The following is a 15126-nucleotide window of genomic DNA, read 5'->3' as shown; positions in this document are numbered from 1 at the left end:
TTTCTGTTTAAAAAAATGACTTGAAGGTGGTTGCGATTGTGTTGAAAAGACCGTCAATATTAGTATTAGGAGCAGGTTACGGTGGATTGATGACTGTAGTTAACTTGCAAAAAGTTCTTGGCACAGATGCCGCAGATATTACATTGATCAACAAAAACGAATACCATTACGAAAGCACTTGGCTGCATGAAGCAGCAGCTGGTACCTTGCTGCCGGAACAAGTTCGCTACGACATCAAAGATGTGATTGACAGCGTAAAAACAAAATTCGTTCAAGCGACAGTTGAAGCAATTGATACGGCAGGCAAAAAAGTAACAACGGACAATGGTGTGTTTACATACGATTATCTAGTGATCGGTTTAGGCTTTGAAGGGGAAACTTTCGGAATTCCTGGCCTGGACAAATACGCGCTTTCAATTGCGAACGTAAAAGCTGCCCGTTACATCCGTGAGCATATTGAATTCCAATTTGCAACGTGGTCGACAGAAGACGTAAAAGACGACAGCCGTTTGACAATCGTTGTAGGCGGAGCAGGATTTACGGGAATCGAGTTCTTAGGGGAACTGGGCAACCGCATTCCGGAATTATGCAAAGAGTACGACGTACCTCGCGAAAAAGTCCGCGTTGTTTGTGTAGAAGCGGCCCCAATGGTATTGCCTGGATTTGATCCTGAACTTGTCAGCTATGCAGTTGGCCATTTGGAATCAAAAGGCATTGAATTCTCAATCGGTACGCCAGTCGTTGAAGCGACTCCAGAAGGCGTTAACATCAAAAAAGGCGACGATGAGTTCGAATTCATCAAAGCTGGGACAGTTGTTTGGGCAGCAGGCGTTCGCGGAAGCAAGCTAATCGAAGAATCAGGCATCGAAAACATGCGTGCTCGCGTAAAAGTGGATGCAGATCTTCGTGCACCAGGACATTCAGATGTATTCGTGATCGGTGACTGTGCATTGATGATCAACGAAGAAACGAACCGTCCTTATCCACCGACTGCTCAAATTGCGATGCAGCAAGGACAGGCAGTGGCAAACAACATCAATGCTTTGATCAAAGGCGAAGAAACACATCCGTTCGTTCCTGACCTTAAAGGAACAGTTTGCTCTTTAGGTGAAAATGACGCAATCGGTGTGGTATTCGGTAAGAAAATCACTGGTAAACGCGCTTCCTTCATGAAGAAAATGATCGATAACCGTGCACTTCTGATGGTTGGCGGACCAGGATTAGTGATGAAAAAAGGTAAATTCAACGTTCTATAAGAGAAGCAAAGGCTCCCATCTTGAACTGCACTGAAATTGTTGGATAATCATCTGGCAATGGAAGCGCCGTTTAGTTGGGGGCTTTTTTTGTTAAAGGAGCTGAAGGCATGAAAAGGAACAAACGGGGCAATGTCTGGTTAGGGGCAGCGGGTTTAGTGATGAATTCAAAAAACCAATGGCTGGTTGTTAAGAAAAGATACGGCGGCCTTAATGGCAAATGGTCATTGCCGGCAGGGTTTGTAAATGGGGATGAAACAATCGATCAGGCCGCTATGCGAGAAGTGAAAGAAGAAACCGGAATTGATTGTACGCTGCTTGGGTTCGTGGGTTTCCGTTCAGGAGTCATTCGAGAAGAAGTGAGCGATAATATGGGGATATTCCTATTGAAGCCGGTAGATGACGAGCAAAGAATCCAAGCGCAGCAAGACGAATTATACGAAGCGGCGTGGCGATCTCCTGAAGAGCTGGCAGCAGATCCCGATGCTTCGGTCATGCTTCATGAAATGGCGGATTTTCTGCTTGATGAAGGGTTTGAAGCCATTGAAGACGTAGATCCGGGGGATGTATTCGGGTATTCTTCCTATAAACTATTCTTTAAAAAATAGAGGATAAAAGAGGAAAAAAGCGCATACGTGAGATAAAGATGGATGTATCCGTTTACATTTTATTGAATTTTCTTGCAAGTATAAAATATCCGTGTTATATTATCAGAATATTAAAACGATAACAGGAGGAGGTGTTTCGAATGACTATCTTCAAAAAAGCAAAGTCTGCGAACCAGTGCCCTTATTGCGGCGGCAAAGGCTATTTCCAGTTGCGTTTAGGCGGTTCGGAAACGTGCTCCTGCTGTTCAGGATCCGGCAAAAAATAACGGCGTCATCAATGTAAGCGTCCATGGGAGAAGCCTCCTGTGGATGCTTTTTTAGTTTGCAAAAAACACCGTTGAAATGCGTAGATTATACAAAGCTGACGCTTTGTTCAAATTTATTCCTTAAGGCCGGTTTTTATGTGACAAAGCAATGAACACGGGATTGTGTGATTGAAAGGGGCAGGACTTTCGGGTAAACTGATGAAAGGAATAACGGAGGTTAGAATTCATGAATACTTCATTTAGCATTGTCCAATTGATCATTTCGGTTCTACTGTTTTACGTAATGTTTTTCGGCATCGGTTTTTTATTGAATATGCTGCTGCGGATGACGTGGCTGATGGCGATCGTCTATCCAATCGTCATTTTGCTGGTCATTGACGATGTCAGCTTTTTCAGCTATTTCACAGATCCAGGCGAGTCTTTCTCCATGCTCGGCGATACCATCGCCTCTCTTACAGGAAGCGATATTGCCGTGTTGCTTGCCGGTTGGGCAGGAGCGATCACTTCCGGGTTTGTTATGAAAATCTTGCGTAAAAACGGTTATCAAATGTTCTAAATTTAACGATAGAAAACCGCCGGACCGATGGAAGGTCTGGCGGTTTTTTGTATGCGAGGGGTGGGCCTATCAACGCAGGATGCTATAGAAAACGATTGCGATGGCAATGCCGGTGAGCGCGCCCATAAACACTTCACTCGGTTTGTGCCCAAGCAGCGTTTTCAGTTCTGCTATTTTTTCTTCTTCTTTTTTCTGCGGCCATTTTCTCGTCTCATCCATGAATAGATAGAAATCGTTGCGCATTTTGTTGATCGTCAACGCTTGCTGGCCAGCTTGGAAGCGAACGCCCGTAGCATCATACATCGTGATGACGGCGAACATCGCGGCCACAGCAAAAATAGTGGAATCCACCCCGTGCTCGAAAGCTACAGCCGTCGTCAAGGAGGTCACAGCAGCCGAATGCGAACTGGGCATCCCCCCGGTCGAAGTGAACAATTTCCAATCCAGTTCACGGGTCACCGCATACTGAATCGGGATTTTAACAAATTGGGCAAAGACAATAGCGAAAAGGGCAATCATCAGCGGCAAATTAGAAAACAATTCCATCCGGTAAACAACCTTTCCATTCCTTGATATTGGTTTAGTATAACACACCGGGTTTACGGGTTAATGGAAAATCATTTCGGGCGCCGAACTACCCCGTTTACTGAATAAATGCTAAACTGGAAGAGCAAGTAAAATAGAGGGGGAGACAAAATGGAATTACGCATACAAGCTGATGCAGCTCAAGTAGAAGCTGACATTTTAATCGTCGGTTTAAGCCGGCATCCGGAAAACAGCAAAGGATGGGAAGCATTTTCAGGGCGCTTCAACGGCATGCTGGAAGAATGGGTCAAAGGCGATCTGCCATTTGATTTGAATTCACTGATTACATATCCTGCGCTAAGCGGTTCTATTCCGCGCGTTCTTTTTGTGGGTTTGAACGACCGCAAGAAATTAACAGAAGATGCGCTTCGCATCGCTTTTGGCCATATCGGAAAAGAGCTGGCGAAAAAGAAAATCAAACATGCCGCTGTTTATTTGGATTCGTTCCTAAACGATGATATTTCTTCAGAAGATGCCGCTTATTTGGCAGTGGAAGGCATCACAATGGGCACGTATAAATTTGATGACTACAAAACTTCGTCCAATGAAGCCGATGTGTCACTCGAGACGCTTTCTATTCTCTCAGAGGACGATGCAGAAGAACTGCAGGCTTCTGCTTTCATTGGACAGGTTTTCGGCCAGTCGGTCAATGAAGCCCGTACACTTGTCAACATGCCAGCGAATTTATTGACGGCGACAGCAATGGCGGACTACGCAAAAGAATTAGGCGAAACATACGGATTCGAAACAGAGATTCTGGGCAAAGCCGAAATGGAAGAGCTGGGGATGGGGGCGATTTTAGCAGTCAACCAAGGGTCGGTTGAAGAGCCTCGCCTGATCGTATTGAAATATAAAGCGACGGAAAACTTTGAGGAGCCGCTTGCACTAGTCGGCAAAGGGATTACGTTCGATACCGGCGGCTATTCCTTGAAGCCGAAAGACGGCATTGTCGGCATGAAAGGCGATATGGGCGGAGCGGCAGCCGTTCTCGGTGCGATGAAAGTCATCGGCGAATTGAAGCCAGAGAAAAACGTGATTGCGGTCATTGCATCGACAGACAATATGGTGTCAGGCAATGCCTTCAAGCCGGATGATGTGATTACCTCTTTAAGCGGCAAGACCATCGAAATTTTGAACACGGATGCGGAAGGGCGCCTGGTGCTTGCGGATTCTGTGACTTATGCAAAACAGATGGGGGCAACGCATATCATTGATGTAGCTACGTTAACAGGCGGAGTCATCGTGGCATTAGGAAATGATAAAACAGGCGCTTTGACGAACGATGAAGCGTTCTTTGAAACGTTCCTGGAAGCTTCGGAAGAAACCGGGGAATTTGTTTGGAGATTGCCTCTGACGGAGAGCGACAAAAAACGGATCCGTAAAAGCGATGTAGCGGATTTGAACAACTCACCGGGACGCGATGGCCACATGATTTTCGGCGGCGGGTTTGTCGGGGAGTTTGTCGACAATACGCCGTGGATCCATTTGGATATTGCCGGCACATCCCATGCAGCGTCAGCGCATGATCTTGGACCACAGGGCGGAACAGGCGCGATGGTGCGGACGCTGGCCATGATGGTAGAGAAAATGGCGGAAGAAGCGTAAAAGAATAAAAAACAAGCGGGTTATGCGACAATCGCATACCCGCTTGTTTTATTGTTGGCGTTTTTTCTTGGCTACGGCTTCTTTCATATCGTCCCGCACCGTTTCTTCCGCTAGTTTAATGCCCGACATATAAGAGGCACGGCCAATTAAATGGCCGGCTACCGGCGACGTAATAAACAGAAAAATGATGGAGATGATCAATTGGGAGTTGAAATGATCTTCAATCAGCCAAAAGTAGATGAATGTCCCTCCCAGTATACACATGACGCCGAGTGTAGAGCTTTTAGAAGCGGCGTGAGTGCGTGTATACACATCTGGCAGGCGCACAAGGCCGAGTGCCGTAACAGCGCTGAAAAGAACCCCAGTGCTGATTAAGATAATAATGAGGATATTAGCGATTGTCGTTTCGATCGAAAATCTCTCCTCTCTCAATGAATTTTGCGAAAGCTGTCGTGCCGATAAACGACAGGATGCTCAACAGCAGAATAATTTCCAAAAAGAATTCTGTGCCGATGATGAGTGACAAGAGGGCGACGATGGAAACTAAGGCGACGCCTAAGGCATCGAGTGCCACTACCCGGTCAGCCACTGTGGGCCCTTTTACGAGCCGATATAAGAGTCCTACGAACGCACAGCTGATAACGACTAAGGCTATCCAATAAAACATCATCATGGACGGCTCACCTCCATAATGGCACGTTCAAATGTATTTTTGATTGAAGAAACGGCCTCATCGATGTCAGCAAAATCAATGGCATGGATATACAATTTTTTCTGATCATCGGAAATTCCGATAACTAAAGTGCCAGGCGTAAGGGTGATTAATGCTGATAGCAGCGTGACTTCCCAGTCTTGCTTTAACTCCGTTTCAAGTTCAAAAACAGCAGGGCGGATATTCAATCGCGGCTGAATCACTAACCTGAATACGGAAATGCTGGACATCACCAACTCTTTCAAGAAGAGGAAGAAGAGGGAAATCACTGCCCAGATTCTTACAAGATACAAGCGATGGCTGAAGAATCTTCGCATTAAAATCACGAGAAGAAGCCCGACCAAAAAGCCGATTGCGAATCCGGTAGGCGAGAAGGAGTTCGTCATGAACATCCAAACGCCTGCCAAGAAGAAATTAAGTAAAATTTGCAAAGCCATCGTCATCTACTCCTTTAATACCGCATCTATATAGATGGATGGATTTAGTAGAACTTCTCCTGCTCCATTAATGAGGGGCATGAATAATTCTGCGCCCACACCGAGGATAACGGTGATTCCGACCAGGATGACAGCAGGGACGAACATTTGGTAATAACTGCGTTTTTTGAGCGGAACAATTTTCACAGGCTCGCCCCAGAACGCATAGATGAAAATACGGATCGCACTCAACAGTACGAGCAAACTTGTCGCAAGCACGACAATGCTGCCCCAGAACTGAGGGCCTTCAAATCCGCCTTGGACAATCAACAGCTTACCAGGGAAACCGCTAAGCGGCGGAATGCCGGCTAAGCCGAAAGCGGCGATGAGATAGACCCAGCCAAGCACAGGATAAGTCTTCATCAATCCGCCCATCTCCCGAAGATTGGAAGTGCCGAAAATGACTGCCACAATCCCTACGAGGAAGAATAAGGCGGCTTTGATCAACATGTCATGGACCAGATAAAAGAGTGCTCCCTCGATTCCTGCTTCGTTCATCTGGGCAATCCCGAATAAGATGACCCCGACAGCAATAATGATGTTATAAATAATGATTTTCTTGACATCAAAATAGGCGAGGGCACCGATGCATCCGGCAAGAATGGTCAAGATAGCAATGATGCCGAGCAATTCGTGCGTAAAAGCTATGTTCATGGTGAAGAACAAAGTGTATGTACGGATAATTGCGTAGACACCGACTTTTGTCAGCAAAGCTCCAAATAAAGCTAAAACGGGAATTGGGGGCGCATGGTAAGCGCCAGGCAGCCAGAAATAAAGCGGAAAAATAGCTGCTTTGAAGCCAAACACGACCAAGAACATGACGGCAATGACGGTCAATATGCCAGTCTCTTCAATCTGTGGAATTTTCACGGCCAAATCCGCCATATTTAACGTTCCTGTCACTGAATAGAGAAAGGCGACGGCCGCTACAAATAAGGCAGAAGAAATGACATTCACCAACAAGTATTTGATGGATTCCCGCAGTTGCGGCTTTTCGCCGCCGTGTACAATCAGCATATAGGAAGCCATGAGCAGTACTTCGAAGAAAACAAATAAGTTAAAGATGTCTCCTGTGGTAAATGCTCCGTTGACCCCAACCAGTAAAAACAGCACAGCTGGATAGTAAAAAGATTTTTCCCGATCGATTCCAATTGTCGGCATACTGTAGAAAATGACGAACAAAGTGATGATGGTCGCACTTAGTACAAGTAGGACGGACAGCATATCTGATACCATCGTTATGCCGAACGGCGCATCCCAACTTCCCAAGGTGACCGCTTGGACACCATCGGCTTTCACTTTCAAGAGAAGGAACAGCACCGAAATTAAAGTAGCGACAGCAGCGGCAGCCGAAATAATGCGCTGCAGGCTAATATTTTTCGGAAAGAATAACAAGATGGCAGCAAATAATAGGGGAATTAAAATCGGAAACAGAAGTAAATTAATCATTGTCTTCAGTTCCTCTCATCAAATTCATATTATCGGTGCCGAGTTCCTGGTATGCACGGTAAGCAAGGACTAGGAAAAATGAAGTTACAGCAAAAGAAATAACAATGGCTGTCAAGATCAAGGCTTGAGGCAACGGATCTGCATAGTCGCTCACGCTGACGCCATCAGCAACGACTGGCGGCGCAGTTCCACCAAGCCCGCCCATCGTTAAAATTAAGAGATGGGCGCCATGGCTTAGAAGGCCGGTTCCGATAATAATACGGATCAAACTTTTAGAAAGCATTAAGTAGACAGCGGCCATGAAAAGAAAGCCGATGACAAAAGACATAATAATTTCCATTATTCATCCTCTCCAATCGTTTGAATAATGGTCATCGTAACGCCAACAACAACCAGATAGACACCTAAATCGAATAACGCTGCAGAATGCAAAGACGTTTTGCCGAATAGCGGCAAGTCAAAATAATCATAAGCATGCGTAAAGAAAGGTACGTTAAAGAAAATGGAAGCGGCGGCTGTAGAAAGAGCAATCAATAAGCCAATTGCTGTCAGCATAACGTAATTAACCGGAATGATTTTCTTCACGGTTTCAATATCATACGCCAGCATCAGTAGGACGATGGCACTTGCGGTTAACAAGCCGCCTACAAATCCGCCGCCTGGTGTGTAATGTCCGGCAAAAAAGATATGGACGGCAAACATCAGGATGATGAAAGTGACCACTTTTGTCGCCGTTTTCAGCATCACATCATTTGTTCTCATGTTGGCCCTCCTTTTTTGTTAAACGGAGTTTGATCATGGTGATAATCGCAATGCCGGCGATGCCGAGAACAGTGATTTCAAATAAGGTATCAAATCCGCGGTAATCAACGAGAATGACATTGACAATATTTCCGCCGCCTGCTTCCGAATAGACCGTTTCCTTATAATATTCTGAAATAGAAGGCAGGATCTTTTGTGAATGGGCAGATAAAGCTACTAATGTCATAGTGGCCCCGACGCCTAATGCAATTAATCCGTTTCCGACCTTAAAGCCTATGCGCTCTTCTTTTTTGCTGGATTTCGGCAAATGATAGAAAGCCAAAAGGAATAAGGCAACAGAAATTGTTTCAATGACCAATTGGGTCAGCGCCAGATCCGGTGCCCGGAAAATGACGAAGAATAAGGCTACCGAATAGCCGACCGCACCAAGCGCAATAATGGCCGTAAGCCTTGATTTTGCTGCCAAAATGGTAATGGTGCCGCCGACTAAAGCAAGCGCGATGACAATTTCATAAAAGCCGATCGGAGCTAAATCCGTCAGATCGAATGCGAAAGCTTCGTTCAAAAATAGCGTGCTCAGCACGATCAAGAAAAAGAAGCCAAACATATAAACGAGGTAAGAACGGATGAACCCTGTCATATAAACGGCTGAAAAACGATTGGCCCCGCCGTCGCTCATGTACATAAAATGATCATATAAGCGGTTGAGCGACACCTTGTCTGGGAAGGCGTCATAGGAGCGCTGCCATTTGCGGAGCGTCCAGAACATCAAACCGCCGATTAGGAAAATGCCGATTGTCATGGCCAGTTCCGGCGTTATGGCTCCGTGCCAAGCTGCTACGTGGACATGGACATCAGATGGCGAATCATACAAGAAAGGCTGGATCGCCGCAACTGCAGGATTCACAATCCACTTGCCGACAAAGTTTGGAACAAAGAAAATGGCGACAACCAATACCGCTAAAATAGCGGGAGAAATCAACATGCCGATCGGCGCTTCGTGGGCTTGCTTCGGCAATTCTTCCGGCTTATGCTTGCCGGCGAATGTATGGAACACAAAATAGAAACTGTAGATGAACGTAAACACGCTCGCAATCCATGCAACTACTGGGAACAATAATCCCCAGACATCCATGGAGAAAAGGTCAAATTCCGTGATGGCAAGCATGGCCGTTAAGAACATTTCTTTGCTTAGGAAGCCGCCGAATAACGGAATGCCGGCCATGGAAAACGAACCGATCATGGCGATCGTGAAGCTGACCGGCATTAAACTCATCAAGCCGCCGAGCTTGCGGATATCGCGTGTGCCGGTTTCATGATCGACAATGCCGGCAATCATAAACAAACTGCCTTTGAAAACAGCGTGATTGACGAGATGGAAAATTGCTGCAAAGCCGGCATATTTAAAGACGGTTTCTGCTGCATTCTCAACATGGAAGCCCATCGCAGATGCGCCAAGCAAACTCATGATCAACCCGAGCTGGGAAACGGTCGAAAAGGCAAGAATGCCTTTTAAATCTTTTTGTTTTAAGGCAAAGAATGAACCCCAGAACAAAGTAAACAAGCCAACTCCCGTGACAAGCCAAATCCATGTGCCTGAAACCGCAAAAATAGGCGTGAACCTTGCGACAAGATAGAGGCCAGCTTTGACCATGGTCGCGGAGTGGAGATACGCACTGACTGGCGTCGGCGCCTCCATCGCATCCGGCAGCCAGATATAGAATGGAAATTGCGCAGATTTTGTAAAAGCTCCAAGCAAAATCAAAACTAAAGCCCAGACGAAGAAATCATGCCCTGCAAGTTCCGGGGCTTGGGCGATCAGTTCCCGAATGGAATAAGTATTGCCCATAATGCTCAGCAAAACAAATCCTCCGAGCATCATTAAGCCGCCGAATACGGTAATCATCATCGACTTCAACGCTCCAAAACGCGAACGGTCCCGGGTATACCAGTAGCCGATCAGCAAGAACGAGGAAATCGAAGTCAATTCCCAGAAAAGATAGAGGGAAATCAGATGATCCGATTGGACAACGCCAAGCATGGCGGTCATGAACATCAGCAAATAAACATAAAAATTATGTAACTGTTCGCGTTTTTTATCCAAATAAAAAATGGAATATAAAACGACGAGTGCTCCTATTCCGCTGATCAAAAGCGAGAATAGCAGGCTTAACCCATCTATATAGGCAACGATGGCAAGATCGATTGAAGGAATCCAACTCAACTCAGAAACAAGCGTACCGCCTTCAAGCGTAGTCGGCAGCAGCGTTAAATAATAGATGAACAGAATCACTGGAACAATCAAGACAAACCAACCCGTATGGATGCGGCCAAGTTTTTTAAATAGCAGCGGAATGAACAAAGCTGCAATCAATGGTAAAAAAATCAAAAACACAAGTGACAAATGAATCCTCCTTCCAAGCGCATTCATGATGAGTTTCTAGAAAAATTATAACGTACATAGCAAGATTTTGCACCGTTGCACAATTGTCCGCCTGAAAAAGAAGGCAAAATTCCAACGCTTTAGAAATAGGAAGAAACTCAATTAAGAAAAATTTGTGAAACCGGTTATAAAGCCGAAAAAAGCACCGATTCCTAAAAAGAAACCGGTGCATGTTCACAAATTTTCTTGAATTTCCTAAGTGGATTTCAGTTCCTGTTCAAGCAGAACGTCTTCGAAATCCTGTTCGGGCTTAGAAGTCGTATATTTCAGGAAGAAAAACGACAATAGGAACAGGACGCCAGTGACGACAAAGACAGAGGAAATGCCAATAAATCCGCTGACGATTCCGCCGAACATCGGACCGACGATATTGCCGAGGAAGCGGAAGCTGGTGTTATAGCCCATTACTTCGCCTTGAATTTCAATCGGCGCTTCCCGGCGCATCAACGCCGTAGTTGTTGGGATCATGCCGCCGACAGCGATGCCGAACAAGAGACGGAGAACCATCAATTGCCAAAGTTCGGTGACGAAAGCTTGCGGTACGATGAACACAAAAGCGAGAATCAGCAAGAACGTCAAGACTTTTTCATAGCCAATCTGATCCCCGAGCCGGCCCCAGCGCCGGGCAAAAAGCAAATTCCCGACGCCTGTCGCACTGAACGTGATGCCGGCAAGCAAGGCGACATTCGTGCTGTCTGTTAAATGGGAAACGTATAATGACAGGAGAGGCTGGATGCTGAAGTTCCCGATTTGGATCAGGGAAGTGATGATCATGACGTTAAAAAGAAGCCGGTGATTTATGATTCCCTGTACAATGGTTTTTCGGGCATAGACATGGGCATTCTTTTTCTTCACTTTCTTCACTTCTTTCAAGCCGACTGCCACGATCAACGCAGCGAACCCGATGACGCCGGAAGTGATGACGAAAGTGTAGATGAAACCGAACGTGTCAGCCATCAAACCGCCGATCACCGGTCCGAAAAGCGTACCGGAAACACTGCCCATCTGAAGCGTGCCAAGTGTTTTGCCGGCCGTTTCCTTCGCAGTCTGCGAACTTACAAAAGCGAGGGAAGTCGGGATGAAGCCGGTGACCAACCCCATAAACAAGCGGATAAAAAACAATTGCGGCACTGAATCAGCTGTACCCATGAGGAAAATGCTGATCGCAATACCGAACCCGTTAATGATCAATATCGGTTTGTAGCCGTACTTATCGGCAATCCGCCCCCAAATCGGAGACATGATCAAAGCTGCGACGAACGTGACCCCGAAAACCAGCCCTGCCCATCGCTGCACATATTCTTCCGTGAAATTGCCCATCGATTCGATATAAAGAGAAAGGAAAGGCATGATCATAGTGGTGCTTCCTGCTACGAGGAAATTGGAAAACATGATAATGAAAAAGTTCTTTTTTTGTGTATCCATTCCGTGAATCCCTTCTTTCTGAACCACTCATCTACCTCTTATTATATATTATTTCGCCTCACGAAAAAAGTATGATGAACTGTGGGTGAATTCGGAAAAATCTTGTGATAAACTAGAGCGGGGTGAATCGAGATGAAAATGAAAATAGCACTATTGCTTTTATTGGCTGCAGTATTGGCTGCTTGTTCGAGCGGAGAAGAAACGGCCGGCGAAAAGGCTGAACCTAAAGAAGCCCAAACTGCTTCTGACACCGCTTCTGAAACACAAGAAGAAGTGGAATTGCCGCAGCTTTCCAATGAAGTGGCGGAAAATGAAGCGCTTGTCGAGATGAAAACGTCCATGGGGTCCATGAAAATCAAATTGTTCCCGGAATATGCGCCGAAAACCGTTGAGAACTTTTTGACGCATGCGGAAGAAGGCTACTATGAAGGCGTCACTTTCCACCGGGTGATTAAAGACTTCATGATCCAAGGCGGCGACCCGACCGGTACAGGCGGAGGCGGCGAAAGCATCTACGGTGAAAGCTTTGAAGATGAATTCAGTGAAAATCTCTACAACTTCAAAGGCGCGTTGTCTATGGCAAACGCAGGGCCAGGCACAAACGGCAGCCAGTTCTTCATTGTTCAGGCTCCTGTCGCTGACCCGAATGCTTTCAATGAAATCCATACGGATCAAATCGTGAAAGCATACGAAAAGCTGGGCGGTACGCCTTGGCTTGACGGAAAGCATACGGTCTTCGGCCAAGTGATCGAAGGCATGGATATCGTTGACGCTATGGCCGCGGTTGAAACGGCTGAAGCCGACAAGCCGGTTGAAGATATCGTTATCGAATCCATCGAAGTGCTTCAACCATAAGAAGAAGGGAGTTGGTCTATGAACCGGCTCCCTTTTCTTTTTTTGCCAATGTGCTATTATAGCTTCTATAACTATAGAAATGTCAGGTGAAAAAGATGAGTATGAGTGAGATGAACCGAAGAGCGGTGAGAGTCTTGGAAGAATGGGATCCGTTTGCTCTCGGGGAAGAGCGGTACGGCGTGGAAATTGGCAATGTGGTGGACCAATTGCATGTATTGGACCATCCTTCTGATTTAGCCAAGCAAATCCAGAGCATTTATGAAGTTTCTTTTGAGAAGTGGATTCCTTTGGAAAAATGCGTAGATATTTCATACAAGCTCTTGGCGTTAAAATATGAAGCGAAATCCATCATCTAACTAAAAAAGCTATCGGCAGCTCAGGCTGCCGATAGCTTTTTATTTTGCTGCTGACAAACCGTCTGTCAAATTGGAGGACGGAACTTCAAGCGCATTTGAGAGTTTCAAAATGGTTTGGAGCGAAGGCACTTCTTCTCCGGATTCGTAAGCTTGGAGGCGGGCTACGCCGACTCTTGCTTTTAATGCTAATTCATCAAGCGATAAGTTGCGCTCTTCGCGCAAAAATTTTAATTGAGCCGCTAAATCTTTTTTCATAATGAAACACTCCTTCGCATGGTGATACTTTCCTATATGGAAATAATACCATAATCTTTTTATTTCGCTAGTCGAATATTATGGCATTTTACAGACAATCTAGTTAGAAAGCGTCAATGATTCCTTGGATAAAGACGATGACGATGGCGATTGGAGCCACGTATCGGACAAGAACACTCCAAATGCTAACCCAGGTTGAAGCGCCGCTAAGCTCCGCTTGCGTATCGGTTTTCTTCAACACGTAGCCGGCGAACAGCGAAATGAATAAGGCGCCGATCGGCAAGCCGATTTTGCTGGTCAACACATCCACAAAATCAAAAAACGTATAGCCAAATAAGAATGGTTCCGACATGACCCCGAAAGACAAGGCACTTGGAATTCCCACGAGGAAAATCATCAACCCATATAGCCAAGCAATTTTCCGGCGGCGTTCGAATTTGTCTTTGACGCCAATCGATACGACAATTTCGAGCATCGCAATAGAGGAAGTCAATGTCGCGAACAACATCAAAATAAAGAAAATGATGATTAAAAATTCACCCATGAACAGCTGATCGAAAATCGCCGGCAAGATGATGAAAACAAGCCCTGGACCTTGGTCAGGTGAGTAGCCTAAGGCAAAAACTGCCGGGAAGATGATTAATCCCGCCATAATCGAAATAATGATATTCAACGAAACGACGCTAAGCGCTGAACGGGTAAGATTTTCCGATTTGTCTAAATAGGATGCGTACGTGATCATACCAGCAACCCCGACACTAAGCGAGAAAAATGCTTGGCCAAGAGCGGTCAAAGCGGTCTCGAAATTAAAGAAAGACCAATCCGGCACAAACATGAATTCCACTCCAGCCATCGCGCCGTCCAGTGTCAATGAACGGATCATCAAAACGACAAAGAAAATCAGCAAAGCAGGCATCATGATTTTGCTGGCGCGTTCGATGCCGGCTTGCACTCCGCCTTGGACGATCCAAATCGTCAAGAACATAAAGACTGCTTGGGCGAGCAGGACTTCCAAAGGATTTCCGATAATGCCATTAAACAATTCAGCAAATGCATTGTCGCCAAGATTTGATAATTGCAGAAGCAAAGAGCGGCCAAGATACGATAAGATCCATCCGCCGACTACACTGTAGAAAGACAAAATCATGAAAGAGAAAAAGAAACCGGACCAGCCGATTAAAAACCATTTCTTGCCGGGAGCCTGCTTTTTTAAACTTGTCACGGCATCCGCTTGGCCGCGGCGCCCGATGACAAATTCAGCAAGCAGCACAGGCAGCCCAATGGCAATGGTGCTTACGATAAACATTAAAATAAAGACACTTCCGCCGTTCGAGCCGGTCTCATAAGGGAATTTCCAGATGGCTCCTAAACCGATGGCGCTGCCGGCAGCAGCCAAGATAAAGCCGATCTTCGAAGTCCATTGTTCGCGTTTTTCCATTTCTTCACTCCTATAATCTATAGATTTTTTCATTCTACACGAGCTCCCTTGAAAAAAATAGCCATATTTCAAATCACAGGTT

The 15126-nt window shown here is 45.9% G+C and carries 18 protein-coding genes; 7 read left to right on the top strand and 11 right to left on the bottom strand.

The window, feature by feature from the left end; all coding sequences use genetic code 11:
- The first annotated feature begins 41 nt into the window (after positions 1–41).
- The 4 genes from BN1080_RS11260 to BN1080_RS11250 all read left to right on the top strand — a co-directional run bounded on the left by BN1080_RS11260 (position 42) and on the right by BN1080_RS11250 (position 2683).
- Positions 42–1256 carry an NAD(P)/FAD-dependent oxidoreductase gene (locus BN1080_RS11260; protein WP_052654573.1) on the top strand — a complete coding sequence of 405 codons (1215 nt, stop codon included), beginning with the start codon at positions 42–44 and terminating at the stop codon, positions 1254–1256.
- 107 nt (positions 1257–1363) lie between these two features.
- A complete protein-coding gene (locus BN1080_RS11255) occupies positions 1364–1861 on the top strand; it encodes an NUDIX domain-containing protein (RefSeq protein ID WP_052654571.1) in 498 nt (165 codons plus the stop codon).
- 140 nt (positions 1862–2001) lie between these two features.
- A complete protein-coding gene (locus tag BN1080_RS17245) occupies positions 2002–2127 on the top strand; it encodes a YuiA family protein (RefSeq protein ID WP_199876618.1) in 126 nt (41 codons plus the stop codon).
- Positions 2128–2353: 226 nt separating this feature from the next.
- The gene (locus tag BN1080_RS11250; protein WP_052652149.1) at positions 2354–2683 is read left to right on the top strand and encodes a YuiB family protein; all 330 of its coding nucleotides are present in this window, start codon (positions 2354–2356) and stop codon (positions 2681–2683) included.
- A 69-nt stretch (positions 2684–2752) separates the two neighbouring features.
- Here the strand turns inward: BN1080_RS11250 and BN1080_RS11245 are convergent, their stop codons facing one another.
- A complete protein-coding gene (locus BN1080_RS11245; protein ID WP_052652147.1) occupies positions 2753–3229 on the bottom strand; it encodes a divergent PAP2 family protein in 477 nt (158 codons plus the stop codon).
- A 150-nt stretch (positions 3230–3379) separates the two neighbouring features.
- Here BN1080_RS11245 and BN1080_RS11240 point away from each other — a divergent pair, with 150 nt between their 5' ends.
- On the top strand, positions 3380–4873 hold the full coding sequence (locus BN1080_RS11240) for a leucyl aminopeptidase (RefSeq protein WP_052652145.1): 1494 nt from the start codon (positions 3380–3382) through the stop codon (positions 4871–4873).
- A gap of 48 nt (positions 4874–4921) precedes the next feature.
- Here the strand turns inward: BN1080_RS11240 and mnhG are convergent, their stop codons facing one another.
- The 8 genes from mnhG to BN1080_RS11200 all read right to left on the bottom strand — a co-directional run bounded on the left by mnhG (position 4922) and on the right by BN1080_RS11200 (position 12140).
- Positions 4922–5305: a monovalent cation/H(+) antiporter subunit G gene (mnhG, locus tag BN1080_RS11235; protein WP_279577074.1), complete on the bottom strand. Its 384-nt coding sequence runs from the start codon at positions 5303–5305 to the stop codon at positions 4922–4924.
- Entirely contained in the window at positions 5265–5546 is a 282-nt protein-coding gene (locus tag BN1080_RS11230; RefSeq protein ID WP_052652143.1) for a Na(+)/H(+) antiporter subunit F1, read from the bottom strand. Before BN1080_RS11230 ends, mnhG begins: the two co-directional genes overlap by 41 nt.
- Entirely contained in the window at positions 5543–6022 is a 480-nt protein-coding gene (locus BN1080_RS11225) for a Na+/H+ antiporter subunit E (protein WP_052652142.1), read from the bottom strand. Before BN1080_RS11225 ends, BN1080_RS11230 begins: the two co-directional genes overlap by 4 nt.
- 6 nt (positions 6023–6028) lie before the next feature.
- Positions 6029–7510: a Na+/H+ antiporter subunit D gene (locus tag BN1080_RS11220; protein WP_052652140.1), complete on the bottom strand. Its 1482-nt coding sequence runs from the start codon at positions 7508–7510 to the stop codon at positions 6029–6031.
- Positions 7503–7850, bottom strand: coding sequence for a Na(+)/H(+) antiporter subunit C (locus tag BN1080_RS11215; protein WP_052652138.1), 348 nt, complete (start codon positions 7848–7850; stop codon positions 7503–7505). Before BN1080_RS11215 ends, BN1080_RS11220 begins: the two co-directional genes overlap by 8 nt.
- Complete coding sequence (locus BN1080_RS11210) at positions 7850–8272, bottom strand: Na(+)/H(+) antiporter subunit B (RefSeq protein WP_052652136.1); 423 nt, start codon at positions 8270–8272, stop codon at positions 7850–7852. Before BN1080_RS11210 ends, BN1080_RS11215 begins: the two co-directional genes overlap by 1 nt.
- Positions 8259–10676 (bottom strand): Na+/H+ antiporter subunit A, encoded by a 2418-nt coding sequence (locus BN1080_RS11205; protein WP_052652134.1) that lies wholly within the window; start codon positions 10674–10676, stop codon positions 8259–8261. Before BN1080_RS11205 ends, BN1080_RS11210 begins: the two co-directional genes overlap by 14 nt.
- Positions 10677–10910: 234 nt before the next feature.
- Positions 10911–12140 carry an MFS transporter gene (locus BN1080_RS11200; RefSeq protein WP_052654566.1) on the bottom strand — a complete coding sequence of 410 codons (1230 nt, stop codon included), beginning with the start codon at positions 12138–12140 and terminating at the stop codon, positions 10911–10913.
- Between the two features lie 132 nt (positions 12141–12272).
- On the opposite strand from BN1080_RS11200, the gene BN1080_RS11195 reads away from it, so the two are divergent.
- Positions 12273–12995, top strand: a complete 723-nt coding sequence (locus tag BN1080_RS11195) for a peptidylprolyl isomerase (RefSeq protein ID WP_052652132.1) — start codon at positions 12273–12275, stop codon at positions 12993–12995.
- Positions 12996–13096: 101 nt separating this feature from the next.
- A complete protein-coding gene (locus BN1080_RS11190; RefSeq protein ID WP_407674780.1) occupies positions 13097–13351 on the top strand; it encodes a DUF1871 family protein in 255 nt (84 codons plus the stop codon).
- A 39-nt stretch (positions 13352–13390) separates the two neighbouring features.
- Here BN1080_RS11190 and BN1080_RS11185 read toward each other — a convergent pair whose 3' ends face one another.
- Together BN1080_RS11185 and BN1080_RS11180 are read right to left on the bottom strand one after the other, a co-directional pair.
- Positions 13391–13606: a helix-turn-helix domain-containing protein gene (locus BN1080_RS11185; RefSeq protein ID WP_052652128.1), complete on the bottom strand. Its 216-nt coding sequence runs from the start codon at positions 13604–13606 to the stop codon at positions 13391–13393.
- Between the two features lie 103 nt (positions 13607–13709).
- Entirely contained in the window at positions 13710–15044 is a 1335-nt protein-coding gene (locus BN1080_RS11180) for a sodium-dependent transporter (RefSeq protein WP_052652126.1), read from the bottom strand.
- Positions 15045–15126: the final 82 nt, after the last annotated feature.

This window comes from Planococcus massiliensis (assembly GCF_000821325.1).
GTDB lineage: Bacteria > Bacillota > Bacilli > Bacillales_A > Planococcaceae > Planococcus > Planococcus ruber.
Note: the sequence above shows the minus strand (reverse complement) of the source record. Positions and strands in the feature narration are given on the sequence as shown.

Bases quoted from the DNA above. Each gene is read 5' to 3' on its own strand.
- BN1080_RS11180 (WP_052652126.1), bottom strand. From the start codon at position 15,044: ATGGAAAAACGCGAACAATGGACTTCGAAGATCGGCTTTATCTTGGCT.
- BN1080_RS11200 (WP_052654566.1), bottom strand. From the start codon at position 12,140: ATGGATACACAAAAAAAGAACTTTTTCATTATCATGTTTTCCAATTTC.
- BN1080_RS11245 (WP_052652147.1), bottom strand. From the start codon at position 3,229: ATGGAATTGTTTTCTAATTTGCCGCTGATGATTGCCCTTTTCGCTATT.
- BN1080_RS11210 (WP_052652136.1), bottom strand. From the start codon at position 8,272: ATGAGAACAAATGATGTGATGCTGAAAACGGCGACAAAAGTGGTCACT.
- BN1080_RS17245 (WP_199876618.1), top strand. From the start codon at position 2,002: ATGACTATCTTCAAAAAAGCAAAGTCTGCGAACCAGTGCCCTTATTGC.
- BN1080_RS11255 (WP_052654571.1), top strand. From the start codon at position 1,364: ATGAAAAGGAACAAACGGGGCAATGTCTGGTTAGGGGCAGCGGGTTTA.
- BN1080_RS11195 (WP_052652132.1), top strand. From the start codon at position 12,273: ATGAAAATGAAAATAGCACTATTGCTTTTATTGGCTGCAGTATTGGCT.
- BN1080_RS11220 (WP_052652140.1), bottom strand. From the start codon at position 7,510: ATGATTAATTTACTTCTGTTTCCGATTTTAATTCCCCTATTATTTGCT.
- BN1080_RS11185 (WP_052652128.1), bottom strand. From the start codon at position 13,606: ATGAAAAAAGATTTAGCGGCTCAATTAAAATTTTTGCGCGAAGAGCGC.
- BN1080_RS11215 (WP_052652138.1), bottom strand. From the start codon at position 7,850: ATGGAAATTATTATGTCTTTTGTCATCGGCTTTCTTTTCATGGCCGCT.
- BN1080_RS11190 (WP_407674780.1), top strand. From the start codon at position 13,097: ATGAGTGAGATGAACCGAAGAGCGGTGAGAGTCTTGGAAGAATGGGAT.
- BN1080_RS11230 (WP_052652143.1), bottom strand. From the start codon at position 5,546: ATGATGATGTTTTATTGGATAGCCTTAGTCGTTATCAGCTGTGCGTTC.
- BN1080_RS11225 (WP_052652142.1), bottom strand. From the start codon at position 6,022: ATGGCTTTGCAAATTTTACTTAATTTCTTCTTGGCAGGCGTTTGGATG.
- BN1080_RS11250 (WP_052652149.1), top strand. From the start codon at position 2,354: ATGAATACTTCATTTAGCATTGTCCAATTGATCATTTCGGTTCTACTG.
- BN1080_RS11240 (WP_052652145.1), top strand. From the start codon at position 3,380: ATGGAATTACGCATACAAGCTGATGCAGCTCAAGTAGAAGCTGACATT.